Origin of the sequence: Lysobacter yananisis, assembly GCF_031199375.1 — a bacterium.
Classification (GTDB): domain Bacteria; phylum Pseudomonadota; class Gammaproteobacteria; order Xanthomonadales; family Xanthomonadaceae; genus Lysobacter; species Lysobacter yananisis.
This window is the reverse complement of record NZ_CP133568.1, coordinates 5,154,125-5,178,394: the sequence shown is the minus strand read 5'-3', so window position 1 is coordinate 5,178,394 and position 24,270 is coordinate 5,154,125. Positions and strand designations below refer to the sequence as shown.

Genomic DNA, 24,270 nt, shown 5'->3' with positions numbered 1-24,270 from the left:
GCAGGGACATCCGTACGCGGCAGCCGCGTGTCCTGGCTCGGCGCGCAGCGGAGATGAGTCCCAGCGATACAGGTCGCGCCGTGGAGCGAGGGGCCGAGCGCCGGCCGACGCGCGTCGTCGAACGAGATCGATGCGGGCGGTCGCCGGCGCGGTCGCTGTTTCCAGGTTTCGTCGGCGTATCGAACGGACTAGGAGGCGGCGGCTCGATGAAACACTTGGAGATGTTGCGCAATGGCGTGGGCCCTGTGCGCGGTGGTTGCGGCCGCAGCCTGGGCAGTGCCGGCCGCGCAGGTGCCCACCCTCGAATCCGCGGCCAATAGCGCGCTGACCGGCAGCGGCCTGCGGGTGAATGCCTTGGGAGAGGGGGCGCTGGCGATGGGCCTGCGCGTCCAGCGCCCGGGCGCGGAACAGCGGCTCCGGCCGACTTTGGATTCGTTCGACTCCGGCGATGCCGCGTTGAGGTCGTCGAACCTCGGACGATCCGTATTCATTACGTCCTGGACGGCACGGGGGACGTGCCGCCATGTCCGCTTCTGCCTTGCCGCCACGATTAGCGGTAGTAGTTGGCAATGGCCAGCGGACAGCCGCCAAGCGCGGCGCGTTCGCAAGCGCGATCTTCAGGGGAATGCGATGAATCCGATCCAGTACAGCTCCATCGGCCCGCGCGGCGCATGCCTTGCGCACGCATCGGCGGTCGCGGCCAAAGATGCCACTCCCGGTATCCGCGCGGCGGCCGCTGACATCGCTGCATCCGGCGCGCCTGTTTTGCGTGCCGCCGGGATCGGCCGGTCCATGAAAATCCTGTTCGCGTTAACCCTGCTCTTGGGTGGGGCGTCCGAGACGGCCGCACAAACGGGGTATGTCCTGCCGAATGCCTTTGTGAGCGGCGCGGCCGGGCGAACTGGATCGGCGACCTATACGTATCCCCCGATAGCCGGCGTGACGCAGACCGTGACCTATACGGTGGCCGGCTCCGGGACCGGGACCGGGACTGAGACCGGGACCGGGAGCGCGGCGCCAAATAGTGACTACAACGCTAGATACCGGCTGCGTACACCGAACTCGACTTTCGACGCCTCAGGCAGCCCGACGGCGGTCATGTTCTCGCCCGGTGTCAATCCAAACGCGATTCGCGGGCCGATCATGGATACGTCGAGACAAGGCTGCCTCACCACCCCCACATGTGCAACGCCGCCGCGCGGCACGTTGACGATCACTTTCCTTGAGGCCGTGACCAACCCCATCATTCATTTCGCCGGATTGGGGGTCGACACCCCAACCCGGATTTCGACGATCTACACGGTTGCCGGGGCTTCGAACAATGGTGCGCCGGAAGCGGTGACACTGACACGGTTGGCCGGCAATAGTGTTTTCGCCGTCAACGGCCTGACGATCGACAACTCAGTAGCGACAAACTCAATCAATGTCAGTTGTGCTGCTAACCAAGCTGCTTGCGGCTCGGTCATGGTGAACGGCACGTTCAACAGCATCACCTTCAATGTGACCGTCGAGGGCGGCGGGTTTCCCACCGCCGGAGAAAGGGAGGGGCATGCTGTATCCGTCTCCTATACGCCCCGGGCGGACGTGCGGATCACCAAGACCAACACCTTCGCCACCGACGGGCCGAACGATCTGGCCAACGACACGGTAGTCCAGGGTACGACCAGGACCTACACCCTCGTGGCCACCAACACCGGGCCGAATAGCGCCGGCAACGCCATCCTGCGCGACCCCGCGCCCACCGGGTTGACCTGCCAGACCGCGACCTGCACCGCCGCCACCAACGGTGCCGCGTGCCCTGCGGCCGCAAACCTCACTATCGCCAACCTGCAAAGCAGCGGCGGAGTGCCGATTCCGACCTTCCCGCCCAATGGCTCTGTGACGGTCGAGTTGAGCTGCACGGTGAACTGACCGGCGCCTGCGTCTTTCAAAACGAAATGCGCTCGGCCGGAGTGGGGGCGAACGAGTTCGCCCCTGCCGCTTCCGCCGTTGTTGGCGCGGATAACCATATTCGCTTCTGCGCTTTTGTCTGAAATGGTCGAATCGAATCAGAAGGGGATCGTGTCATGACATCGCATCTGCAAGCCCACGTTGGCCTGCGTACTTCGTCGCTTGTGCCTATATTGGACTTGCCTCGCCCACTCGGTCCGGGCCTCAAAGGGTTAGTCGCAGGCGTGCTGCTGTTGCTGGGGGGCGCATCCCTGCCGGCACAGGCGCAAACGACCTGGGCCCCGCTGGTCAGCGAGGATTTCGGGACAGGCAGCGCCAATGTCAGCGCCACTCCGGCGACACAGTTGCTTCCGGGGACGACGAATTACACGCCGAAGCCGACGCCGGGTTGGACGATCGATGGCTCATATTCCGTGACCAAAAACCCGGATTTCGTGGATGATCCGGGCGGCGGGGTGCAACTTTGGCAGCACGGTCCGGATCACACCACCGGTACGGGTTACATGGCGACCTTCAACGCCAATCCCGCAAGACGCGGCGAAAGCGTCGGCACCTATTACCTTTACACCGCATCTGTACGGGATGTGCCGGGCGCGTTTTATCGCATGCGGTACTGGGGCGCCAATATTCTTGCGCACTGGTATTCGGCAGCTGGCGGGGCGACCACCTGGAATGCATATGTTGGCTTGACCGTGCGCGATCAACCGAATGGCGGCGGAACGCTGTATGCACAGGAACCCAATAGCGCAATCCCTTTTCCACGGGCCGTCGGCAACCAGAACCATATTCCGTGGCAACAGCGTACGATGACTTTCCAGTTGCCCACAACCTATTCGGGTTCTGCGCTGTATTTCAATTTCTACAATTCCTCGCCGGCAAACGTCACCAATGAAGGCAATGACCTGGCGATCGACGATATCGTGATTGAAATGGCGAGCGCCACGGTCAGTGGCCGCATCTACCTGGACAATAATCAGGACGGTAACTACAACCCCGGCGCGGGGGATGCATTGCTCACCGGCGCCTTGCCGTACGTGGCCGCAATCGACGCCAACGGCAGTGTGGTCGATTTTGCGCAGATTGCCGCGGACGGCACGTATACGTTGAACGCGGTGCCATGGTCGAGCGCCGATATCGGCGTGAAACTGGTTTTGCTCACCAGCGCTCCGACGCTTGGCCAGAACATCAACGCCGCGACCATCCCGGCCGGGTTCGGGGTCGTCACCGAGACGCCGAACGCCACCTATGGCTCGACAGGATCGCAGCCGCGGGATGGCATCCTCAATGTCCTGCTCACCACTGATCCCAGTGGTGTCCACCCCAATTTCAACATAGGGCTCAGCGCCAGGCCGATCGTCCGCGTACGGAAAATCACCCAGGGTGGCGTGAACGGCCCGTTCGGATTCACCGGCACGAATCTCGACAGTCCGATCGCGAATATCACCACGACCATTGCCGACACGGCACAACCCGCATCGCCGGTCGCCAATTTGGCGACCACGGCGAATCAATCCGTCCAGATCACCGAATCCACGGTTGCTGCGAACTGGACGCAGACAGCGGTTACCTGCGTGGACGCCAACAGTGCAGCGAGCGGCAACACCAACCCCGTCGCCACGGCGACAACCGGGCCCGTCACGCTGCCCGCAGCGGCGGTTCGTCATCAAAGCGACATCACCTGTACCTTTCAGAATACGGGCGTAGCCAACCTCACGATCCGCAAGAACGTCACCAACGACAACGGCGGCGTGGCCACGGTCGCCGATTTCGGCATCCAGGTCGATGGCGTGGCGCGCAGCTTCGGCGCTAATACCGGGACCGCCGGCAACGCCGTCTATACCTCGGCCGCGGTCGCGGTGAACGCCGGCACGCGCGCACTGACCGAGCTGAACGTGGCCGGCTATACCGAAGGCACGTGGGCCTGCACCGGTACCGGCGTGACCATGGGGAACGCCGCCTTCGACAGCGGCAGCGTGACTTTGGCCGCCGGCGCCGACGCGACCTGCACCATCACCAACGACGACACCCCGGCCTCGCTAACGCTGCGTAAGGCCGTGGTCAACGACAACGGCGGCACCGCCGCGCAGACCGCATGGACCTTGAACGCTGCAGGCCCGACGCCGATCAGCGGCACGCATGGCGCGGCCGCGGTAACCAACGCCGCGGTCGGCGCGGGCACGTACGCCTTGTCCGAAAGCGGCGGCCCGGCCGGCTACACGGCTTCGGCCTACAGTTGCTCGGTCGACGGCGGCGCGGCAGTGAGCGGCAATTCGCTGACCTTGGCCAACGGCCAGAATGCGGTCTGCACCATCACCAACGACGACGCGCCGGCACAGCTGACCTTGCAGAAGGTCGTGGTGAACGACAACGGCGGCGCCGCCGTCGCTACGGCCTGGACGTTGAACGCGAACGGCCCGACGCCGATCAGCGGCACGCACGCAGCGGCGGCGGTGACCAATGCGACCGTCGGCGCCGGCACTTACACCTTGTCCGAAAGCGGTGGCCCGGCCGGCTACACGGCTTCGGCGTACAGTTGCTCGATAGACGGCGGTGCGGCAGTGAGCGGCAATTCGCTGACCTTGGCCAACGGGCAGAATGCGGTCTGCACCATCACCAACGACGACGCGCCGGCCAACCTGACCCTGCGCAAGACCGTGGTCAACAACAACGGCGGCACCGCCGCCGCCACCGCCTGGACCTTGAACGCCGCCGGCCCGACGCCGATCAGCGGCACCCACGGCTCGGCGGCGGTGACCAATGCGGCGGTCGGCGCCGGCACCTACACGCTGTCGGAAACCGGCCCGGCGGGCTACAACCCCAGCGCCTGGGTCTGCACCAACGGGGTGACCGTGACCGGCGGCAACCAGATCACCCTGGCCAACGGCGCGACCACCGATTGCACGATCACCAACGACGATCGCCAGGCGCAGCTGACGCTGCTCAAGCGAGTGATCAACGACAACGGCGGCACCCGGCTGGCTTCGGCCTGGACGCTGCGGGCGACCGGGCCGACAGCGGTGAGCGGAACGCCGCCGGTGCTGCTCCGGCCCGTGAACGCCGGCACCTATACCCTGTCGGAAACCGGCCCGGGGGGATACGCGGCCAGCGCTTGGACCTGCACGAACGGGGTGACCGTGACCGGCGGGAACCAGATCACGTTGCCCCCCGGAGGCGCGACCTCCTGTCAGATCACCAACGACGACCGGCCGGCCACGCTGACCTTGCAGAAGATCGTGGTCAACGACAACGGCGGCACCGCGGTGGCGACGGCGTGGACCTTGAACGCCGCCGGCCCGACACCGATCAGCGGTGCGCACGGCGCGGCGGCGGTGACCGGCGCCGCGGTCAACGCGGGCACGTACGCCTTGTCCGAAAGCGGCGGCCCGGCCGACTACACGGCCTCGGCCTACAGTTGCTCGATCGACGGCGGCGCGGCGGTCTCGGGCGATTCGCTGACCCTGGCCAACGGCCAGAGCGCGGTATGCACCGTCACCAACGACGATTCCAACGAAGCGGATCTGTCGATCACCAAGAGCAACACTTACACACCGGCCGACCCCAGCGACCAGGCCGGCGACACCGTGGTGGCCGGGACGCCGACGACGTATACCTTGGTCGTGACCAACAACGGCCCGGCCACGGCCGTCGGTGCGGTGGTGAGGGACGTGCCGCAGGCGGGGTTGGACTGTCCGGCATCCAACCCGGTGGCATGCAGCGGCGCGGCCTGCCCGAGCGCGGCGATCACCATCGGCGACTTGGGCAGCGGGATAACGCTCGGTTCGTTGGCGACGGGGGCGACGGCGACGCTCAGCTTCACTTGCGCTGTGCAGCAGTAGCGGCGGCGGCGACGGCGGGACCGGCCGATGCGGGCCGGTCTCCCGACGAGCCGTTTGTGGCGATGGGGCGATAGCGACTTCGGCCCCGGCGACCGGTGCGAGCGTGGGCCGGACCGTCGCCGGTCCGGCTCGATTTCAGGCCGCCGCCGCGCTGGGCTGCGGCAAGCGCAAGCGCAATTCGCGCCGCAGCAGCCACAGCACCGTCAACGCCTGCAGCAAGGTCGTGCCGACCGACAGCAGCCACAGCTGGCGCAGTTCGAACCCGGGATGCTGCGACAACCAGACCGCCGGCAAGGCGAAGGTCGCCAGGCGCGACGCGCTCGCGTACAGCGACGGCCGGGTGTTGCCGAGCGCCTGGAACATGCCCGAGCAGGTGAAAATCAGGCCCGAGGCGACGAAGTTCCACGACACGATGCGCAGGAAGTCGGCCGCGACGTCGGCGGCCTGGGCGTTGTCGGCGAACGGGCGCATGAACCATTCCGGCCGCCACTGGCACAGCAGGGTCAGCGCGAACATCGCGACGCTGCCGATCAGCGCGGCGCTGCGGAACGTGGCGAGCACGCGCTCGCCGCGGCCGGCGCCGACGTTCTGCCCGGCCACCGGCGCGACCGCGAAGGCGATGGCCATGATCGGCAGGAAGATCGCCTGCATCACCCGCATGCCGATGCCGTAGCCGGCCTGGGCGTCGGTGCCGAGGCCGCGCAGGCACCAGTAGGTGACGGCCATGAACACGAACATCAGCGCGAACTCGCCGCCCGGCGGCAGGCCGATGGCGAGGATGCGCCGCCACACCGGCGGCTGCGGCCGCAACAGGCGCGCGTCGACGCCGACGTAGTGTTCCAGGCGCGCGAAGTACAGCAGCATCAGCGCCACGCCGACCGCGATCGAGATCGAACTGGCCCAGCCGGCGCCGGCGACGCCGAACGCGCGGCCGGTGAGCCAGCCGGCGATCAGCACCGGCGCCAGGATCGCGTTGAGCACGACGGTGACGATCTGCACCAGCATGGTCGGCTTGGAGATGCCGGTGCCGCGCAGCGCCGCGCCGAGCGCGACCAGCGCGAACTGCAGCGCCAGCCCGGGCAGGAACGCATGCAGGTAGGCGAGGCCGGCGGCGGCGCTGGCCGCGTCGGCGGCGATCGCGCGCATGTAGGCGCCGCTGCAGGCGTAGCCGGCGATCAGCGTGATCGCCGCGGCGAGCGCGGCCAACAGCAGGCTCTGGTTGAACACCGCGTTGGCGTCGTCGGCGTCCTTGCGGCCGCAGGCCTGGGCGATCAGGGCCATGGCGCCGACCCCGAGCACCTGGCTCGCGGCCATGACCAGGAACTGCAGGTTGCCGGCCGCGCCGACGCCGGCGATGGCGGCGTCGCCCAGGCGCGAGACGAAGTAGAGATCGATCAGCACGTACAGCATCTGGAACGCCATGCCGATGCCGATGGGGACGGCGAGCGAGATCAGGTGTTTGGGGATCGAGCCTTGGGTGAGGTCGCGCATGCGTGGGCCTGTAGGGTGGGGCGCGGAAATGGGGAGGGCGGGGTGGGAACGTGTTGCGGCGGAGGCGGCGGGCGCCGATGCAACGAGCGTCGGTCGCAGCGGTGGCCGTCGGGCGCCCGGCCGCTCCCTCAAGCCGTCATCGCCGCGAAGGCGGGATGCAGAAACTTCAGCGGGCCTTCTCCAGCGAAGCAGAACCGGTATCCGCATGCTCAAGCCGTCATCCCCGCGACGGCGGAGATGCAAAGACTTCAGCGAGCCGTCTCCGGCGAAGCAGAACCGGCGTCCGCATGCTTGAGCCGTCATCCTCGCGAAGGCGGAGATGCAAAGACTTCAGCGAGCCGTCTCCAGCGAAGCAGAACCGGCATCCGCATGCTGGAGCCGTCATCCCCGCGAAGGCGGGGATCCAGAGACTTCAGCGAGCCGTCTCCGGCGAAGCAGAACCGGCGTCCGCATGCTTGAGCCGTCATCGCCGCGAAGGCGGGGATCCAGAGACTTCAGCGCGCCCTCTGCAGCGAAGCACTACCGGCTTCCGCATGAGCAAAGGCGGATTTCGCGCCGCTGGCGTTACGTCGTCGCAGCTTCGGACACGGCGAACGCATCGGCGGACAGCGCGAGCAGATACGCGCGCACATCCGCCGGCCAGGCGTCGAGGCGGCGGGCGAAGCCGGCCGCGTCGCCGGCGAACAGTGCGCGGGTGGCGTCCTCCGCGCCGGGTGCGTTGCCGGCCAGGGCATTGAGGCAGCGGTAGGCGGCTTCGCGCGCGAGGCGCTGGCGCATGCCGGCCTCGCCTTGCTTGCGCGCCTGGTCGATGAGCTTGCGCAGGGTGACCGAGGCGCCGCCGGGTTGCGCGGCGAGCCAGTCCCAGTGCCGCGGCAGCAGGGTGACCTCGCGCGCGGTCACGCCCAGGCGCGGGCGGCCGCGGCCGCGCGGGGCCGGCTCGTGCGGGGCAGGCTGCGCTTGCGGCGCGTCGTCGTCCGGGGCTGCATCGGCGGCGTCCGGGCGTTCGCGATAACGCGCCGCCACCGCGTGCGCGTCGCCGCCGAGGTGCAGGTCGATCTGCTGGCCGGTGCGGTCGTCGAACACCAGCAGCTCCGCCGCGCCGGCGCGTGCGGCGGCGGCGTGCACTGCGACGGCGACGTCGGCGAGGCGGCCGCGCGCGAGCAGGCGCTGGCCGGCGAAAGCGGTGTAGCCGGGGGCGGTAGACGTGGTCATGCGGGAGGGCCGGTCGGGCGAGACTGAAAATATTACCCGGGTATAATTTGTGCCGCAAGCCGTAGAGGTGCTTGGCTCCGATTCGGGGTGGCCGCCGATGGGAGATCGGACGGCCGCCGGTGCGGTCGGGGTCGGTCGGCAGACGCGAACGCCGGGCCCGGGCGGTCGATCCTCCGGAGCGCTTGCGCGCCGCATCGTCCGCCGCCAGCGCGAGGATTTCACGCATTCACGCATTCACGCATTCACGCATTCACGCATTCGCGCATTCGCGCGCAGCGACGCCGGGGCCCGCTGCGCCGCAACAGCGCAGCGCCGACGCCGCCGCCTGCGTCGCCGCGCGCGCACCGCGCGGTAGCGCGACGCTAGACCTCGCCGACGAAGCCCCGGCATCGCCCCTGGGCCGCGCGGCGGCGCGGCTAGAGTCGGTCCACCTTCCTTCGGAGCGACAACCATGGCAGCGGGCCTCACCGCCTTGGAGCGGTTCGTGCATCAATCCCTGGCCAGCGGACACTCGCGCCAGAACACCGCGCAGGCGCTGGTCGCGGCGGGCTGGAGCGAAGCGCAGGTGCGCGGCGCGCTCGGCGCCTACGCCGACAGCGACTTTCCCGTGCCGGTGCCGCGGCCGCGCGTCTCGGTGTCGGCGCGCGAGACCTTCGTCTACCTGCTGACCTTCAGCGCGTTGTACGTGGTCGCCTTCCACCTGTGCGCCCTGTGGTTCGACCTGATCGGGTTCTACCTGCCCGACGCGATCGAGGAATACCCGTACTGGAGCGGCGGCGTCGACGACTCGTTGCGCAGTTCGGTCGCGGCATTGGCGGTGGCGTTCCCGTTGTTCGCCTGGTTGTGCCACCGGATCGACGCCGACGTGCGCCGCAACCCGGGTCACCGGCTGTCGCCGGTGCGGCGCTGGCTGACCTACCTGACCTTGTTCCTGGCCGCGGCGGCGCTGATCTGCGACGCGAGCGCGCTGCTGTACCACTGGCTCGGCGGCGAGCTGAGCCTGCGCTTCGGACTCAAGGCGCTGGCGGTGGCGGCGATCGCCGGCAGCGCGTTCGGCTACTACATGCGCGACCTGCAACGCGAGGAGACGCAGGCATGAACGCTTCCCTGGGACGCATCCTGATCGTGGCCGCCGGCGCGGCGATCCTGGCCAGTTCGGCGCTGGCGATGACGGTGATCGGCGGGCCGGGCGACCAGCGCCTGGCGCGCATGGACCTGCGCCGCACCCACGACCTGCAGCGCATCGAGAGCGAGATCGAGCGCTATGCCGAGCGCCACGACCGCCTGCCGGCCGACCTGGCCGAACTGGCGGCGCAGCCCGGCGTGGCGCTGGGCATCGCCGATCCGCAGACCGCCATGCCTTACCGTTACCTGCCCGGCGCGGCGGGACGCTACCGGTTGTGCGCGGGCTTCGACACCGACAGCGGCCAGCGCGACGCCGCGCGCCGTTCCGACAGCGAGGTCGACGACGAATGGCGTCATCCGCGCGGCGAGTTCTGCTTCGACGGCGATGCGTCCGACTCGATGGAGGAGGGCGATGCGTCCGACTCGGTGGAAGAGAGCGACGCGTCCGATGCGACGCAGGAATGAGCGCGGCGCGCGGACGTCGGCATCTCGCCGTTCGCGGCGCGCATCCGTGCGCGGGTGAGATTGCCGCGGCCCGCGCGACAGGACAGCGCTGATCTTGTCGAAGCCGCTTGCCCGCGCGCGCGGATCGTCCGGCGCGCGTCCGGCTCAGCCCGCGCCTTCGCACTCCTGGCGCTGCACGTCGGGCACGAAGCCGCCTTGCATCAGGAACATCGGCGGCGTGTTCGACGGCGCGCCGCCGGGGGCCGCGGGCGGGGCCGGCGCGGTCGGCGTGCTCCAGCTCTGCGCGCGCTCGGCGGCGCGTTCGCGCGCCTGGCTGACCTGTTCGGGCGAAAGGTCGCGGGTCAGCGCGCGGATCTGCGCGTCGAGCATTTCCCGCGAATTGAAGCGGCCGCCGCGCGGCCCGCGCGCGCCGGGACCGCCCGGCGCGGCCTCGGGGCCGTCGCTGTCCTGCGCCGGCAGGCCGTCGCGCAACTGCAGGAACAGCGCCAGCGATTCGACCGCGTTCGGCCGCACCACCTGGCCGAGGAAGCCGCGGCGCATGCCGTCGCGCTGCGGCGAATAGGCATAGGCCAGCGAGGCGAGCATGCGCGCGTCGCCGCGCTGGGCGGCGGTGCGGGCGATGGATTCGGCTTCGCCTCGGTAGGTGGCCAGGCCGGGCAGGTTGTCGAGCAGTTCCTGGTAGCGGAAGGCGTTGCCGCTGGCGTAGTGGCGCATCGCCGCCGGCTGGCCGGCGAGCGCGGCGCGGCGCCAGTAGGCGGCGCGTTGTTCGGCGCTGATCGGCGGCACCTGCGCGCAGTGTTCGGACTGGGCCAGCAGGCGGTCGGTCATGGTCTGGTAGCTCTCGGCCATGCGCTGGCGCTGCTCGCGCTGCGGCTGGGTGTCCTGCGGCATGCGTTCGAGCTGGCGTTCGAACATGTCGAGATTGTTCTCGGCGCCGGCCAGGCGCATGCGCAGGCTGTCGCAGTACTCCATCTCGGCGGCGAGGCGGCAGGCGGCGGCCGGTTCGCTGGCGGCGCGGCGCTGCAGCTCGGGCAGGACCAGCCGCAGCGGCGAGTCGATCGGCGGCAGCGGCCGCGCGGTGCCGGCGTCGTAGCGCGCGATCGCAGCGGACGCGGCCGGCGCGGCGCCGGCCTTCGACGGCGCGGTGTCGCCCGCGCGGGCGGCGGCGAGCGCCGGCGGCGGCGTCTCGGCGCTGCTGCGGCGTCCCCAGTAATACATGCCGGCGCCGGTGGCGGCCAAGGCGGCGACCCAGATCAGCGTGCGTCCATGCTTGAGCGTTGCGGTCATCGAGCGGCGGGAGGGCGACGGTGGTCCCGAATCATAAGCGCAGATCCGGCACAGCGTGCGCGCCCCGCCGCCCGGCGAGGGCGCTGTGGATTCTGACAGGTCCTATTGGCAGCGCCGGGTCGCGCCGCCAAGCTGCGCGACAGACCTCCCTCTGCCGGCAGCCGCCAGGACGGCCGCCGCCGGCGCAGCGAAACGACGCACGGGCCGGGGCGATGCGCCTCGGCCCGTGCGTTTTTTCGGGCGCGCTTTTTCAGCTGCGCGGCCGTTGGGCGGGCTGTGCCGGCGTTGTCGCCGGTTTCCGCGCTGACGACGATGCCGGGCCGATCAGCCGGGCGACGAACTGCAGTGCGCGGTTTCATCGGGCCCTGCGTAGCGGCGGTGCGCGTCGGCATCGCGGTCTTCGTCGCGACTGAGGACGCGCGGTCGCGGCTTGCGCCGCTCCTGCAAGGGGATTCGGCGCGATCAGGCCAGACGCGGGGCGAGCAGGTCGGCGAGGTCGTTGCGGCGCAGGAATTCGGCGCGGATGCGGTCGGCGACGGCGCTGACGGTTTCCGCGCCATCGTCGGCCGGATCGACGTGGACGCGGAACGGACGGCGGCCGCGCGGGCGTTCGAGGATCGCGACCATCGCTTCGGCGACGCTGGCCGGATCGGCGTCGGCGGGCACGCCGGCGGCGAGTTTTTCCAGGATCTCCGCGCCGAAGCCGGCGGTGGGGCCTCGCTCGTAGTCGGCCGCGCGTTGCGCGTCGGCCGGCGCGCCGGCGTGGGCGAAGTGGTTGGTGCCGGAGGTGAAGGCGCCCGGTACCAGGATCGAGGTCTCGATGCCCCAGCGCGCCAGCTCGCCGGCGTAGCTGACCGCGAGCGAATCCATCGCCGCCTTGGCCGCGAAGTACGGCGCCAGGTACGGCGGCGTGCCGCCGCGCGCGCTGGTGCTCGACACCCACAGCAGCAGGCCGCTGCGCTGCGCGCGCAACTGCGGCAGCGCGGCGCGGTTGACCCGCTGCGCGCCGAGCACGTTGCTGTCGTAGAGCTGGGCGAACTGTTCCGGGGTGAACGCTTCGGCCGGGCCGAACGCCATGTGGCCGGCGTTGTGGACGAGGACGTCGAGGCGGCCGTGTTCGGCGACGACCGCGGCGATGGCGGCATCGGCCGAAGCCTGCGCGGCGACATCGAGTTCGAGCGTGCGCAGGTCGACGCCGTGTTCGCGCGCGTAGTCGTTCGCGGCGGCGACCTGCGGCGCGTTGCGGCCCGCGGTCTCGCGCATGCTGGCGTAGACGGTGTGGCCGGCGTGGGCGAGCGCGCGCGCTGCGAGGGCGCCGAAACCGCTGGAAGCGCCGGTGATGAGGACGATCTGCTGGGACATGGCAAGGCTCCGCTGGCGGGCGCGGGGAGGCGCCCGGGAATGGACGGGGAGAAGAGGGTTCGGCCTTCGCGGTGTTTTGGTCCGCTTGGGCGGGGCGGGCTTCAGGCCCGGTGTTTTCGAGGGTTCGCGGTGCGCTGAAACGAATGCGTCGGGGCTGAAGCCCCTCCCACAACAGCGTTGCGACGGTCGCGGGAGGTTTAGTGGGAGGGCCTTTCAGGCCCGATGCTTTTCGATCGGTTCGCGATGTTCTGGAATACGAGCGTCGGGGCTGAAGCCCCTCCCACAAAAGCGTTGCGATGGCGGCGGGAGGTTTTGTGGGAGGGCCTTCAGGCTCGATGCTCTTCGATCGGTGCGCGGTGTTCTGGAACAAGAGCGTCGGGACTGAAGCCCCTCCCACAAAAGCGTTGCGACGGTGGCGGGAGGTTTAGTGGGAGGGTCTTTCAGGCCCGATGCTTTTCGATCGGTTCGCGGTGTTCTGGAACAAGAGCGTCGGGGCTGAAGCCCCTCCCACAACAGCGTTGCGACGGTCGCGGGAGGTTTTGTGGGAGGGCCTTTCAGGCCCGATGCTTTTCGATCGGTTCGCGGTGCTCTGGAACAAGAGCGTCGGGGCTGAAGCCCCTCCCACAGAAGCGTTGCGACGGTGGCGGGAGGTTTTTGTGGGAGGGCCTTTCAGGCCCGACGCTTTGCGCTCAGGTCGCGGCGAACCGCACGACGCGTACCGGGCCCGGGGCGCTCCGGCTCAGAAGATGTAGCCGCCGTTGACCCGCAGCACCTGCGAGTTCACCCAGCTGCCGTCGCGGCCGACCAGGAACGCCACCGCGGCGGCGATCTCTTCCGGCGCGCCCAACCGTTCCAGCGGCGCCAGCGACTGGAAGTGCGCGATCTGTTCGGGCGTCTTGCCGTTGAGGAACAGCTCGGTCGCCACCGGACCCGGCGCGACCGCGTTGACGGTGATGTTGCGCCCGCGCAGTTCGTTGGCGAGCACGTGCACCAGGCCTTCGACGCCGGCCTTGGACGCGATGTACGGGCCGTAGTTGGGGAACGCCTTGCCGATCACGCTGGTCGACAGGGCGACGATGCGGCCGCCGTCGCCGAGGTGTTCGGCCGCCAGTCCCAGCACGATGTAGCTGCCGCGCAGGTTGGTGGCGATGACCCGGTCGAACTCGGCGAGGTCGCCGCCCTGCACCGGCACGTACGGCATCACCCCGGCGCTGTTGACGACCGCGTCGAGGCGACCGAACGCGGCCTTGGCGGTGGCGAACACGCGGCGCATGCCGTCGGCGTCGGCGACGTCGCCCTGCAGCGCGACGGCGCGGCCGCCGGCGGATTCGATCTCGGCCACGACCGCGTCGGCCGCGGCGACGTTGCCGGCGTAGTTGACGGCGACGGCGAAGCCGTCGGCGGCCAGGCGCAGGGCGATGGCGCGGCCGATGCCGCGCGAGGCGCCGGTGACGAGCGCGGCCGGGGTGGGAAGGGCGGTCTGGGTGGACATGGGCGGACTCCGGTGGGGTGACGGGGCGGGGCGGTCGCCCCGGCGTTGGCAGGCAGTCTGGGCGTTGGCTGTCGCTGGATAAACCGGGCTGGATTGGCAATACAATTCAATAATTGCCAACAATTGGGTGGCGGGTTCCACACACAATCCGCTGTGGCTGGGCTGGGCTGGGCTGGGCTGGGCTGGGCTGGCCGCCGCTGCCGCTGCGGACCGCGTCGGGCCCGTGCCCGCGCCCTCCGCCCACACCTGTCCACCTGCCAACACGTACCCAAGCCCGCCATGGACCGCCTCGACACCCTGCGCCTGTTCGTCCGCATCGTCGAACTGGGCAGCTTCACCCGCGCCGCCGCGGTGCTGGACCTGCCACGCGCCACCGCCACCCATGCGATCAAGCAGCTCGAAGCGCGGCTCGGCGCGCGCCTGCTCGAACGCACCACCCGGCAAGTGCGGCCGACCCTGGACGGGCAGGCCTATTACGAACGTTGCGTGCACGTGCTGGCCGAGCTCGACGACGCCGACGCCGCGCTGGCGCAGCTCGCCGGCGATCCGCGCGGCACCTTGCGCATCGACCTGCACGGCATCCACGCCGTCGGCCTGGTGCTGCCGCGCATCGACGAGTTCCACGCGCGCTATCCGCGCATCGAACTGGAGATCAGCAGCGGCGACCGGCTGGTCGATCTGGTGCGCGAAGGCATCGACTGCGTGGTGCGTTCGGGCGTGCCGCGCGATTCCTCGCTGGTGGCGCGGCGCATCGCGACCATGCCCGAAGTGGTCTGCGCCAGTCCCGACTATCTGCAGCGCCACGGCGTGCCGCGCCATCCCGACGAACTGGCCGCGCACCGCGCGGTCGGCTTCTTCGCCAGCGATCGCGACCTGCGTTATCCGTTCGAGCTGACCGTCGACGGCGCGCTGCGCGAGTATCGGCTGGACAGTTGGATCAACGTCAACGACGCCGCCTGCTACGCCGCCGCGGCGCTGCGCGGCTGCGGCCTGATCCAGTTGCCGCGCCACGGCGTGGAGCGCCATCTCGACGAGGGCCGGCTGGTCGAAGTGCTCGGCGAGTACGCCAGTCCCGGCGTGCCGGCCTGGGCGATGTACCCGCGGCACCGGCAGCTGTCGCCGCGGGTGCGCGCGTTCGTGGACTGGGTCGCGGGCGTGTTCGCCGACAAGTTCGGCGCGCCGGGCTAGGTCCGCGTCCGCCGCCGCGCGGTTTCAGCGCGCGGCCGCGGCCTGCGCCGACCAGCGCCGGCGCTGGTCGCTCAGCGCGTCGATCAGCGCGCGCAGGCCGGACGACACGTGGCGATGGCCGGGATAGTACAAACACAGCCCCGGAGAGTCCGGGCACCAGTCCTCCAGCACCCGTTGCAGGCGCCCGTCGCGCAGCGCGTCGGCGGCGAGGTGGTCGGGGACGAAGGCGATGCCGATGCCGTCGATCGCCGCCTCGACCATCAGCGGTTGGTCGGTCAAGGTCAGCGGGCCGTCGACGTTGATCCGCTCGACGCTGCCGCGGCGCTCGAATTCCCAGCGATAGATCGCACCGCTTTCGAAGCGGAAGCGGATGCAGTCGTGGCCGTGCAGGTCCTGCGGCACCCGCGGGCGACCGCGCGCGGCCAGGTAGGCCGGCGAGGCGAGGGCGGCGAAGCGGACCCGGTCGAGCACGGTGACCGCGACCATGTCCTGGGCGACCGCCTCGGCGAGCCGGATGCCGGCGTCGAATCCGTCGGCGACGATGTCGCTGAGGCGGCCGTCGCTGACCAGGTCCAGGCGCACCTGCGGGTGCTCGCGCAGGAAGCGCGCGAGCAGCGGCTTGAGCACCAGCCGGATCGCGCCTTCGCTGGCGTTGATCCGGACCGTGCCGCTGGGCGTGCCGCGACGCTCCTCGATCTCCTGCACCGCGTCCTCGATCGCGGCCATGGCCGGGCGCAGCCGCGCCAACAGGCGCTCGCCGGCGTCGGTCAGCGCCATGCTGCGGGTGGTGCGGTTGAACAGGCGGATGCCCAGGCGCTGCTCCAGCGACTTGATCGAATGGCTGATCGCCGACGGCGTCAGGTCGAGTTCGGCCGCGGCGGCGCGGAAGCTGCGCTGGTTCGCGACCGCCAGGAACACGCTGTAGGCGGACAGGTCGCCGCCCTTGGATTGGTGAGTGGATTTCATCTCGGCATCAAGGATTGGCGAGATTGTTTCGACAGTCAACGCTGCCTAGGCTGGACCGGCCTCGCGTCGCCGCTGCGCCGCGGCCGCTCCGGTTCCCGCCGGCCCGGCCGTGCGCCGCCGCGCGCGTCCATTCCCGCCTGCAGGAGCGAACCATGAAGATGAAAGCGATCGTGATGACCGGCGCCGGCCGCCCCTGGGAAGTCCACGAAGTGCCGGTGCCCGCGGTCGAGCCGGGACAGGTGCTGGTGCGGGTGCATGCCTCGGGCATGTGCTACACCGACGTGTGGGCGACCCAGGGCTATGGCGGCGATATCTACCCGCAGACGCCGGGCCATGAAGTCGTCGGCGAGGTCGTCGAGGTCGGCGCCGGCGTGCGCAGCCGGCGGGTCGGCGACCGGGTCGGCACCACCTGGGTGCAATCGGCCTGCGGCCGCTGCCCCTACTGCCGCCAGAACCGCCCGTTGAGCGGGCAGACCGCGATGAACTGCGTCGAGCCGCGCACCACCGGTTTCGCCGCCCAGGGCGGGCACGCCGAATACATCGCCATCGCCGCCGAGGGCACGGTGCTGTTGCCGGACGGATTGGCCTACGCCGACGCCGCGCCGATGATGTGCGCCGGCTACACCACCTGGAGCGGCCTGCGCGACGCGCAGCCGCAACCGCGCGAACGCATCGCCGTGCTCGGCATCGGCGGGCTCGGGCATGTCGCGCTGCAACTGTCCAGGGCCTGCGGCTACGACACCGTCGCGATCACCCATTCGGCCGACAAGCACGACCTGGCCCGGCAACTGGGCGCGGACCATGTCGTCGCAGACGGGCGGCAGTTGCGCGAGATCGGCGGCGCCGATGTGTTGCTGGTGACCAGCAACGATTTCGCGTTGGCCCAGGAAGCGGTCGCCGGCCTGCGCGTGGACGGGCGCATCGTGCTGTGCGGGCTGGACTTCAGCCGGCCGTTCTCGATCTCGTCGGAAGGCGTGCCGTTCCACATGATGCGCCAGCGCGTGATCGGCTCGACCCACGGCGGCCAGCGCTATCTGAGCGAGGTGCTGGAGTTGGCGGCGCAGGGCAAGGTCAAGCCGATCGTGGAGACGTTCGCGCTCGACCAGGCCGCCGAGGCTTACGAACGGCTGGCCTCGGGGCGGATGCGTTTCCGCGGCGTGTTCACGCCGTCGCGCGGCGGTTGAGGCGAACGCGTCGCCGGCGCGCGCGCGGCGTCGGCGGACCGACGCGCGCGGCGCCTGGTGCGCGCCGTCTGGTTGGCGGCGTCTGGTTGGCGGCTCAGTCGACCAGTTCCTGCACGTAGCGCATCAGCCGCTGCATCAGGTCCGGTTCCTGCGCCGTTGCCGGTGCGGTCACCGGCGCCGCGCCGAAACGGCGCACGCCCGGCGCCGGTTTCGGCGCCGGTGCGAGCGCGCCGACGTCGCGCACGATCCCCATCGGCGCATAGCCGCTGTAGCCGGGAAACACCGTGGCGAGGTTGCTGTTGCCCATGCGCTTGACCAGCAGCTCCGACAGCACCTGGCGGTGGTCGGTGGTGACCGGCACGTCGCCGAAGTGCGGCGACAGGATTTCCGGATCCAGGCCCGACCACGAACCGTAGAAGCGCCGGCCGTTGACCGCGCCGCCGAGCACCAGCACCGGGTTGCCGTAGCCGTGGTCGGTGCCGCCGTTGGCGTTGGCGCGCACGCGGCGGCCGAATTCGGACTGCACCACCACGGTCACGCGGCCGGCGTGGCCGCTGGCTTCCAGCGCGGCGTGGAACGCCGACAGCGCCTGCGAGAGTTCGGCGATCTTGTTCTGGTAGTAGTGATAGCCGCTGCCGGCGGTGCCCTGGCCGTCGTGGGTGTCCCAGCCGCCGAGGTCGAGGGTGGCGTAGCGCAGGCCGAGGTCGAACTGGATCGACTGGGCGATGGTCCACAACTGCTGCGCGAACGTGCCGGTCGGCCAGCCGGCCGGCAGCGCGCTGTAGCTCTGGGTGGCGATCACCTGCAGCGCGCGGTCGGCGCGCTGGCCGCCGAGTTCCAGCGGCGAAGTACGGCCCCACAAGTCGGACAGGGTTTCGTTGACGCCGCGAAAGCCGGTCGGCGCGCCGGCGCGCGCCATCTGCCACGACCACGCGCCGGCATTGAGCGCGAAGTCGGACGGGCTGGCCATCGTCAACGCCTGCACCGACGACAGCAGTCCGGCCGGCTGGCGCGCGGCGACGCCGAGCGCCGGCACCCGCTCGCTGCCGTCCAGGCCCGGCTGGGTGTTCATCGCCCGCGCCATCCAGCCGCTGCCGATGCCTTGCGCGCCGGGCGTGCCCAGGTCGATGTAGAGCTGGGCGTCGAAGTGGCTGCGGGTGACGCTGGTCAGCAGGCCGCAGGCATGCACGATCGCCATGCGTCCGGACACCCACAGGTCGCGCAGGCCGCTCGCCGACGGATGCAGGCCGAAGCCGGTGCCGCCGCCGCTGGCGAGCGTCAGCGGCAACGCGCCGTACGCGCCGGTCGCGGCGATGGCGAGGTTCGGCCGCGCCTGTTCGTAGAACGTGCGGTCGGCGCCGTCGATCGGCACCACCAGGTTCAGCCCGTCCAGGCCGCCGCGCAGGAACAGGTGGACGACGGTGTCGTGGCCGTTGGCGGCGGCGAGGGCGGGATTGGCGAACAGCAGCGACGGGCCGGCGACCGCGGTCGCGGCGGCGGTGGCGCAGGTGCCCTTGAGGAAATCGCGTCGGGTGGTCATGGCGGCACCTGCTCAGCGGACGAGGAATTCGGGCGACATCAGGATCAGCGAGACCATGCTGCGCAGCCGTTCCTGGTTGTAGTGGCGCTTGAGGTCGCTCGCCGCCCAGGTATTGGTATCGGTGATGACATAGCTGGCCGGATCGCCGTTCTGGGCCATGAACGCCACCAGCGTCTGCTTGCGCGCCGCGGTCGGCTGGTAGCCGAGGATGCGTTGGCACCAGTAGTCGACCAGCGCGTTCGCGGTCCAGCTGCCGACCTTGTTGCGGGTGGCGGCGAGGATCGGCGCCAGCGGCACGCCGTTGTCCTGGGTTTCGGTCAGCCAGTTGAGGATCTTCCAGGTCATCGCGTAGCTGCCCGAACCCGACCAGGCCTCGTGCGTGTCCGGGTAGCCGTTCGGCGCCGGCCAGTCGTACGGCGCGTGGCCGGTGAAGCCCATGCGCCAGGCGAACTCGTCGCTCTTGGCGTTGCCGACGGCGAGCGTCCAGTCGCTGCCGAGCGTGCGCATCGCCGCGGCCACCGCTTCGAACGGACGCCGCGCCTTGGCCCCCCACACGTTGATGAAGGCGTCGGTGTTGAGGATGTGGCGCAGGGTCTTGGCGATCTGGTCCGGCGCGCGCCAGTTCTGCCGGAACACCGCCGCCGCGCTCGCCACCAGCGCCGGATCCGGCATGTCGGACATGAAGCGGCGGATCAGTTTCTTGCAGATGAAACGCGCCACGCCGGGATGGCTGGCGAGACGGTCGAGCACGTCGCGGCCGTCCTTCAGCGCCGGCTGCTCGGGATACAGCATGCGGCCGAGCAGGAACTTCGGCCCGGCGTCGTGCCAGGCCTGGCGATAGACGAAGCCGCCGTCGTTGTCGTTGGGGAACTGCCAGTGGCCGTTCTTGACCGACCAGCCGGTGAAGGCCGCGGCGGTCTCGTACACGTCGATGTCGGTGTAGCCGGCCGGATAGCTGGGATCGTCCGCGTCCGGCGGCACCTGGAACGGGTCCATGAAGCCGAGGTAGTGCTCGGCGCCGAGCGTGTGCAGCTCCAGCAGTTCGCGGGCGAAGTTCTCGTTCGGGCCGGCGCGGGTGTTGGCGGCGTTGTCGAGGTAGAAGAGCATCGAAGTGCTCTTGGCCACTTCCTCGAGCATCGTGCGGAAGTTGCCGAACGCATGCGGGCGCAACACGTCGCGCTGGTAGTGCACGAACACCGGGCCGGCGTCGAAGTCGCCGACGGTGACGTTGAAGTGGTCGTGCCAGAAGTTGACCATCACCTCGCGCAACTGGCGCTTGGAGTGGACCGCGCGCACCAGCGCGCCGCGCTGCGCTTCCCAGGCCGGGCGCATGCGGATCTCGTAGGCGGGGTTGGGCTTGACGTGGTCTTCCCACAACTGGGTCAGCGACTTGCCCAGGGTGGTGTAGCCGGCCGCGGCCAGGCGCGCGTCGAGCGCGCTGTCGTCGATGTTGGCCCAGTCCAGCTGCCAGTCGACCCAGTTGGCCAGGCGCTGCGCGCCGGTGCTGCCGAGCGCGTTGAACTCGGCCACCGATTGCGCGGTGGCGCCGTAGCTGAGGTTGTTGAGCGCGCGCACCGCGAACGGCGCCTTCGGCAGGTTCTTGGGCAACGTCGCGACCGGCGCGGCGTGCAGGTCCGGCGCGGCGGCGAACGCCGCGGCGGACGCGCCGGCGAGCTTCGCGCGCGCGGCCTTCGACGGCGCGGCGCGGCCGAGCGCGCCGTAGCGTTGCAGCAGGTGGCGGCGCAGCGCGTCGCGCTCGGAACTCGACAACGGGCTGGACATGGCGCACTCCGGTTGGGCTGGCGTCGACGCGGCGTGACGACGGCGGGCGAACGGGGGCGCGAGCTTAAGGGCGCGGGCAAGCGGCAAAGACTTGGTTCGGTCACAGAACGCCATGAACGCGGATGCGCGGCGTCACTGTTTGCGCGCGGCTCTCGTTGTCTCGCCGCGCAGGCGCGCAATGCTTGGCGACCCGCGCGTGACGCGTCGCACGCGCGATGCGCTTAGCCGGTGTCGCCGCGCTCGTGCGCTTTGCCGCGTTTGCTGTTTCGAACGGGTCGCGATGCGGATCGCGCGCGTTCGCGAAGCGTGCGTGGGGACACAAGCGCGCTGCGGCGCACGCGGCAGACTAATGCCCGAACACGCAAATTCCGTGGCGACATAAGCAGATGCGCGGGCTTCATTTCTGCATATGTTGCGCAGCAACAAAGATGCTTCATCGCTTCGGCGCGCATAAGGGGATTCCACCAGCGCATGCCGGGCTTCCATCCGCAGAGGACCACTCTCCATGCAAGCCGCGTTCCGGCCGCAGCGCCGCCCGCTGTCCGTTTTCCTCGCGCTGGCGCTGTCGGCGCTGGCCGCGCCCGCCCTGGCCGCCGACCTTGCCGCCGCCGATGCAGCGGCCGATGCAGCGGCCGCCGACGCCGACGAGCCGCAGGCCGACCGTCCGGCCACCACCCTCGATCAAGTCGTGGTGACCGGCTCGCGCATCCCGCGCGCGAGCCTGGAAGGGCCGTCGCCGGTCACCGTGATCAGCGCCGAGCAGATCGACAAGCAAGGCTTCCGCAGCGCCTTCGACGCGCTCGCCGCGCTGAGCCAGAACACCGGCGTGGTCCAGGGCGAGGACTTCGGCAACACCTTCACTCCGGCCGCCAACGTCATCAACCTGCGCGGCCTCGGCCCCAACCACACCCTGGTGCTGATCAACGGCCGTCGCCAGGCCGACTACCCGCTGGCCTACGAAGGCTCGGTCAACGTCGTCAACCTCGCCAACATTCCCAGCGCATTGATCGAACGCATCGAAGTGCTCGGCGGCGGCGCCTCGGCGGTGTACGGCTCCGACGCGGTCGCCGGCGTGGTCAACTTCATCCTCAAGAAGAAGTTCGACGGCACCCAGGTCAACGTGCGCGCCGGCGGCACCGAGCACGGCGGCGGCCAGAACCAGCGTCTGCAGGTGGTCAGCGGTTACTCCAACGATCGTTTCGACGCCGTCTACGGCGTCGAGCTCTCGCACCGCCAGGCGATTTGGGGCGACCAGCGCGACTTCATGGATTCGCTGCTCGACAACCCGACCGGCGAGCCCATCAACCCGACCCAGGTCGGCTTCCGCCGCAACGCGCGCACCAACGGCTTCATCGATCCGGGCGCGGCCTGCGGCGGTTTGTCCGGCCTGTACCACGGCTCGACCTTCCGCGCCAACAATCCGCGCCAGGGCTGGTACTGCGGCAGCAACGAGGCCGCGCCGGCGTTCTGGACCGTGCAGACGCAGAAGAAGAACGCCGACGCCTACGGCCTGCTGACCTGGCACCTGAGCGAGCGCACCGAGTTGTTCGCCGACGTGCAGCTGGGCATCGCCAGCATCGAGAACAACACCCGCGCGCCGAGCTGGACCTCGGACAACAACTACTTCCTCAACCAGGCCAGCGGCCTCAACGAAATCTGGTACCGGCGCATCGCGCCGGAAGAGATCGGCTCGGCGCACGCCAACAACAACCGCTTCCTGGAGCGCTCCTGGGCGTTCTCGGTCGGCGCGCGCGGCGCGCTCGGCGACAGCGACTGGAACTACGAACTGGCCTACAACCACGGCCGCAACGAGAACCGGACCAAGCGCCGCCAGTTCCTGGCCGGCATCAACGAGTTCTTCCTCGGCCCGCGCCTGGGCACCACCGCGGCCGGCATCGGCATCTACAACCCCGATCCGTCGCGCCTGTACACCGCGCTGACGCCGGCCGACTACCAGCGCCTGACCGGCTTCTACGAAGGCGTCAACGCCGCCTGGATCCAGAACCTGAGCTTCAGCGTCAACGGCAATCTGTTCGACCTGCCGGCCGGCTCGGTCGGTTTCGCCGGCGTGATCGAAGCCGGCACCCAGGGTTACAGCAACCGCCCCGATCCGCGCCTGGGCGACGGCACGTTCTGGAACACCAGCGCCGGCTCGCGTTCCAGCGGCGACCGCGACCGCTACGCCATCGGCGCCGAGCTCAGCATCCCGATCTTCAGCACGCTGACCGCGTCGGCCGCGGCGCGCTACGACGAGTTCCGCTTCGCCGGGCGCAAGTCGGGCAAGGCGACCTGGAACGCCGGCCTGGAATACCGCCCGACCGACAGCCTGCTGGTGCGCGCGACCGCCGCGACCAGCTTCCGCGCGCCGGACATGAACTACATCTTCGCCGCCGAGACCCGCGGCTATAACCCCGGCATGACCGACTACTGGCGCTGCCGCACCGCCGGCCAGGCCTACGACGACTGCGATTTCTCCGGCCTGGCGATCGACTACACCAGCAACGGCAACACCGGGCTCAAGCCGGAGAACGGCAAGTCCTACGGCGTCGGCGTGGTCTGGTCGCCGTCGCAGAACTTCGACCTGTCGGTGGACTACTACTCGATCCGGTTGGAAGACGAAGTCACCAACCTCAGCAGCAGCCGGATCCTGCGCGAAGAGGCCGACTGCCGCCTCGGCCGCACCATCGGCGGCGAGCCGCGCGACATCAATTCGGCCAACTGCCGCGAAGTGCTGGCGCGGGTGATCCGCAACCCGTCCGACGCGCCGGTGCAGCCCGACCAGGTGCGGCGGGTGCTGGTCAACGCGATCAACGCCGCGTCCGAACGCACCGACGGCGTCGACGTGAAGGGCAACCTGCGCTGGAGCGCGGGCCGCTTCGGCGACTTCGCGGCGAACGTGGCCTACACCCTGGTGATCAAGCACGACTACCAGCAGTTCGCCGACGACCCGCGCATCGACCTGCGCAACACCCTCGACCCGCTGGAAGCCGGCGACTGGCGCAGCAAGGTCAACACCGGCCTGAGCTGGTCGATCGGCGCGTGGACCACCAACCTCAGCGCCTACCGCTACGGCAGCCTGCCCAAGAGCGACGGCAGCGGCCGCTACGGCCCGTACACCAAGTACAACGGCAGCGTGTCGTACAAGTTCGGCGACCGCTCCACGCTGTCGCTGATCGTCAACAACCTGCGCGATTCCGATCCGCCGCAGGACCGCAACAACGGCGGCTGGCCGTTCTATCCGGTCGGCAACTACGATCCGTACGGGCGCCAGTTCTGGCTGGAGTACGACGTGCGCTTCGACTGATCGACTGAGCGCCGGCGCGAAGCGAAAAGCGGGCCTTGCGGCCCGCTTTTCGTTTGTCCGGCGCGCGCGCTCGCACGCGCGCAAAG

The 24,270-nt window shown here is 69.8% G+C and carries 19 protein-coding genes; 9 read left to right on the top strand and 10 right to left on the bottom strand.

Annotated elements, in window-relative coordinates:
- The first annotated feature begins 231 nt into the window (after positions 1-231).
- Together RDV84_RS21285 and RDV84_RS21280 are read left to right on the top strand one after the other, a co-directional pair.
- On the top strand, positions 232-1,911 hold the full coding sequence (locus tag RDV84_RS21285; RefSeq protein WP_309151511.1) for a hypothetical protein: 1,680 nt from the start codon (positions 232-234) through the stop codon (positions 1,909-1,911).
- A gap of 263 nt (positions 1,912-2,174) precedes the next feature.
- A complete protein-coding gene (locus RDV84_RS21280; RefSeq protein WP_309151510.1) occupies positions 2,175-5,786 on the top strand; it encodes a prealbumin-like fold domain-containing protein in 3,612 nt (1,203 codons plus the stop codon).
- A 135-nt stretch (positions 5,787-5,921) separates the two neighbouring features.
- Here RDV84_RS21280 and RDV84_RS21275 read toward each other — a convergent pair whose 3' ends face one another.
- Both RDV84_RS21275 and RDV84_RS21270 read right to left on the bottom strand, forming a co-directional pair.
- Positions 5,922-7,277 (bottom strand): MATE family efflux transporter, encoded by a 1,356-nt coding sequence (locus RDV84_RS21275; RefSeq protein ID WP_309151509.1) that lies wholly within the window; start codon positions 7,275-7,277, stop codon positions 5,922-5,924.
- 564 nt (positions 7,278-7,841) lie between these two features.
- Positions 7,842-8,489, bottom strand: a complete 648-nt coding sequence (locus tag RDV84_RS21270) for a DUF2239 family protein (RefSeq protein ID WP_309151508.1) — start codon at positions 8,487-8,489, stop codon at positions 7,842-7,844.
- A gap of 484 nt (positions 8,490-8,973) precedes the next feature.
- On the opposite strand from RDV84_RS21270, the gene RDV84_RS21265 reads away from it, so the two are divergent.
- Positions 8,974-9,588 carry a DUF5671 domain-containing protein gene (locus RDV84_RS21265; RefSeq protein WP_309151507.1) on the top strand — a complete coding sequence of 205 codons (615 nt, stop codon included), beginning with the start codon at positions 8,974-8,976 and terminating at the stop codon, positions 9,586-9,588.
- Entirely contained in the window at positions 9,585-10,079 is a 495-nt protein-coding gene (locus RDV84_RS21260) for a hypothetical protein (RefSeq protein ID WP_309151506.1), read from the top strand. Before RDV84_RS21265 ends, RDV84_RS21260 begins: the two co-directional genes overlap by 4 nt.
- 144 nt (positions 10,080-10,223) lie before the next feature.
- Here RDV84_RS21260 and RDV84_RS21255 read toward each other — a convergent pair whose 3' ends face one another.
- From RDV84_RS21255 to RDV84_RS26985, 3 genes are all read right to left on the bottom strand, one after another.
- Entirely contained in the window at positions 10,224-11,366 is a 1,143-nt protein-coding gene (locus tag RDV84_RS21255; RefSeq protein WP_309151505.1) for a hypothetical protein, read from the bottom strand.
- A 462-nt stretch (positions 11,367-11,828) separates the two neighbouring features.
- The gene (locus tag RDV84_RS21250; protein WP_057947351.1) at positions 11,829-12,728 is read right to left on the bottom strand and encodes an SDR family NAD(P)-dependent oxidoreductase; all 900 of its coding nucleotides are present in this window, start codon (positions 12,726-12,728) and stop codon (positions 11,829-11,831) included.
- Positions 12,729-12,925: 197 nt separating this feature from the next.
- The gene (locus RDV84_RS26985; RefSeq protein ID WP_425606360.1) at positions 12,926-13,012 is read right to left on the bottom strand and encodes a DUF6053 domain-containing protein; all 87 of its coding nucleotides are present in this window, start codon (positions 13,010-13,012) and stop codon (positions 12,926-12,928) included.
- A gap of 12 nt (positions 13,013-13,024) precedes the next feature.
- Between RDV84_RS26985 and RDV84_RS26980 the strand changes: the two genes are divergently transcribed.
- The gene (locus tag RDV84_RS26980; RefSeq protein WP_425606205.1) at positions 13,025-13,156 is read left to right on the top strand and encodes a DUF6053 domain-containing protein; all 132 of its coding nucleotides are present in this window, start codon (positions 13,025-13,027) and stop codon (positions 13,154-13,156) included.
- Here RDV84_RS26980 and RDV84_RS26975 read toward each other — a convergent pair.
- Positions 13,153-13,353 carry a DUF6053 domain-containing protein gene (locus RDV84_RS26975; protein ID WP_425606206.1) on the bottom strand — a complete coding sequence of 67 codons (201 nt, stop codon included), beginning with the start codon at positions 13,351-13,353 and terminating at the stop codon, positions 13,153-13,155. The two genes, RDV84_RS26980 and RDV84_RS26975, sit on opposite strands and share 4 nt — an antisense overlap.
- On the opposite strand from RDV84_RS26975, the gene RDV84_RS26970 reads away from it, so the two are divergent.
- Positions 13,268-13,480: a DUF6053 domain-containing protein gene (locus tag RDV84_RS26970; RefSeq protein ID WP_425606207.1), complete on the top strand. Its 213-nt coding sequence runs from the start codon at positions 13,268-13,270 to the stop codon at positions 13,478-13,480. The two genes, RDV84_RS26975 and RDV84_RS26970, sit on opposite strands and share 86 nt — an antisense overlap.
- Here RDV84_RS26970 and RDV84_RS21245 read toward each other — a convergent pair.
- Positions 13,468-14,220: an SDR family oxidoreductase gene (locus RDV84_RS21245; protein WP_078996662.1), complete on the bottom strand. Its 753-nt coding sequence runs from the start codon at positions 14,218-14,220 to the stop codon at positions 13,468-13,470. The two genes, RDV84_RS26970 and RDV84_RS21245, sit on opposite strands and share 13 nt — an antisense overlap.
- A 279-nt stretch (positions 14,221-14,499) precedes the next feature.
- Here RDV84_RS21245 and RDV84_RS21240 point away from each other — a divergent pair, with 279 nt between their 5' ends.
- Positions 14,500-15,408 carry a LysR family transcriptional regulator gene (locus RDV84_RS21240; protein ID WP_309151504.1) on the top strand — a complete coding sequence of 303 codons (909 nt, stop codon included), beginning with the start codon at positions 14,500-14,502 and terminating at the stop codon, positions 15,406-15,408.
- A 24-nt stretch (positions 15,409-15,432) separates the two neighbouring features.
- Here RDV84_RS21240 and RDV84_RS21235 read toward each other — a convergent pair whose 3' ends face one another.
- Positions 15,433-16,374, bottom strand: coding sequence for a LysR family transcriptional regulator (locus RDV84_RS21235; RefSeq protein WP_309151503.1), 942 nt, complete (start codon positions 16,372-16,374; stop codon positions 15,433-15,435).
- 152 nt (positions 16,375-16,526) lie between these two features.
- On the opposite strand from RDV84_RS21235, the gene RDV84_RS21230 reads away from it, so the two are divergent.
- Entirely contained in the window at positions 16,527-17,558 is a 1,032-nt protein-coding gene (locus RDV84_RS21230) for an alcohol dehydrogenase catalytic domain-containing protein (protein WP_309151502.1), read from the top strand.
- Positions 17,559-17,652: 94 nt separating this feature from the next.
- Here RDV84_RS21230 and RDV84_RS21225 read toward each other — a convergent pair whose 3' ends face one another.
- Both RDV84_RS21225 and RDV84_RS21220 read right to left on the bottom strand, forming a co-directional pair.
- On the bottom strand, positions 17,653-19,098 hold the full coding sequence (locus RDV84_RS21225) for a DUF1501 domain-containing protein (protein ID WP_309151501.1): 1,446 nt from the start codon (positions 19,096-19,098) through the stop codon (positions 17,653-17,655).
- Between the two features lie 12 nt (positions 19,099-19,110).
- Positions 19,111-20,880 (bottom strand): DUF1800 domain-containing protein, encoded by a 1,770-nt coding sequence (locus RDV84_RS21220; RefSeq protein ID WP_309151500.1) that lies wholly within the window; start codon positions 20,878-20,880, stop codon positions 19,111-19,113.
- 505 nt (positions 20,881-21,385) lie between these two features.
- Here RDV84_RS21220 and RDV84_RS21215 point away from each other — a divergent pair.
- The gene (locus RDV84_RS21215; protein WP_078998525.1) at positions 21,386-24,184 is read left to right on the top strand and encodes a TonB-dependent receptor plug domain-containing protein; all 2,799 of its coding nucleotides are present in this window, start codon (positions 21,386-21,388) and stop codon (positions 24,182-24,184) included.
- Positions 24,185-24,270 lie beyond the last annotated feature (86 nt).

Bases quoted from the DNA above. Each gene is read 5' to 3' on its own strand.
- RDV84_RS21250 (WP_057947351.1), bottom strand. From the start codon at position 12,728: ATGTCCCAGCAGATCGTCCTCATCACCGGCGCTTCCAGCGGTTTCGGC.
- RDV84_RS21230 (WP_309151502.1), top strand. From the start codon at position 16,527: ATGAAGATGAAAGCGATCGTGATGACCGGCGCCGGCCGCCCCTGGGAA.
- RDV84_RS21220 (WP_309151500.1), bottom strand. From the start codon at position 20,880: ATGTCCAGCCCGTTGTCGAGTTCCGAGCGCGACGCGCTGCGCCGCCAC.
- RDV84_RS21240 (WP_309151504.1), top strand. From the start codon at position 14,500: ATGGACCGCCTCGACACCCTGCGCCTGTTCGTCCGCATCGTCGAACTG.
- RDV84_RS21260 (WP_309151506.1), top strand. From the start codon at position 9,585: ATGAACGCTTCCCTGGGACGCATCCTGATCGTGGCCGCCGGCGCGGCG.
- RDV84_RS21245 (WP_078996662.1), bottom strand. From the start codon at position 14,220: ATGTCCACCCAGACCGCCCTTCCCACCCCGGCCGCGCTCGTCACCGGC.
- RDV84_RS21275 (WP_309151509.1), bottom strand. From the start codon at position 7,277: ATGCGCGACCTCACCCAAGGCTCGATCCCCAAACACCTGATCTCGCTC.
- RDV84_RS21215 (WP_078998525.1), top strand. From the start codon at position 21,386: ATGCAAGCCGCGTTCCGGCCGCAGCGCCGCCCGCTGTCCGTTTTCCTC.
- RDV84_RS21270 (WP_309151508.1), bottom strand. From the start codon at position 8,489: ATGACCACGTCTACCGCCCCCGGCTACACCGCTTTCGCCGGCCAGCGC.
- RDV84_RS21225 (WP_309151501.1), bottom strand. From the start codon at position 19,098: ATGACCACCCGACGCGATTTCCTCAAGGGCACCTGCGCCACCGCCGCC.
- RDV84_RS21255 (WP_309151505.1), bottom strand. From the start codon at position 11,366: ATGACCGCAACGCTCAAGCATGGACGCACGCTGATCTGGGTCGCCGCC.
- RDV84_RS26980 (WP_425606205.1), top strand. From the start codon at position 13,025: ATGGCGGCGGGAGGTTTTGTGGGAGGGCCTTCAGGCTCGATGCTCTTC.
- RDV84_RS21285 (WP_309151511.1), top strand. From the start codon at position 232: ATGGCGTGGGCCCTGTGCGCGGTGGTTGCGGCCGCAGCCTGGGCAGTG.
- RDV84_RS21235 (WP_309151503.1), bottom strand. From the start codon at position 16,374: ATGAAATCCACTCACCAATCCAAGGGCGGCGACCTGTCCGCCTACAGC.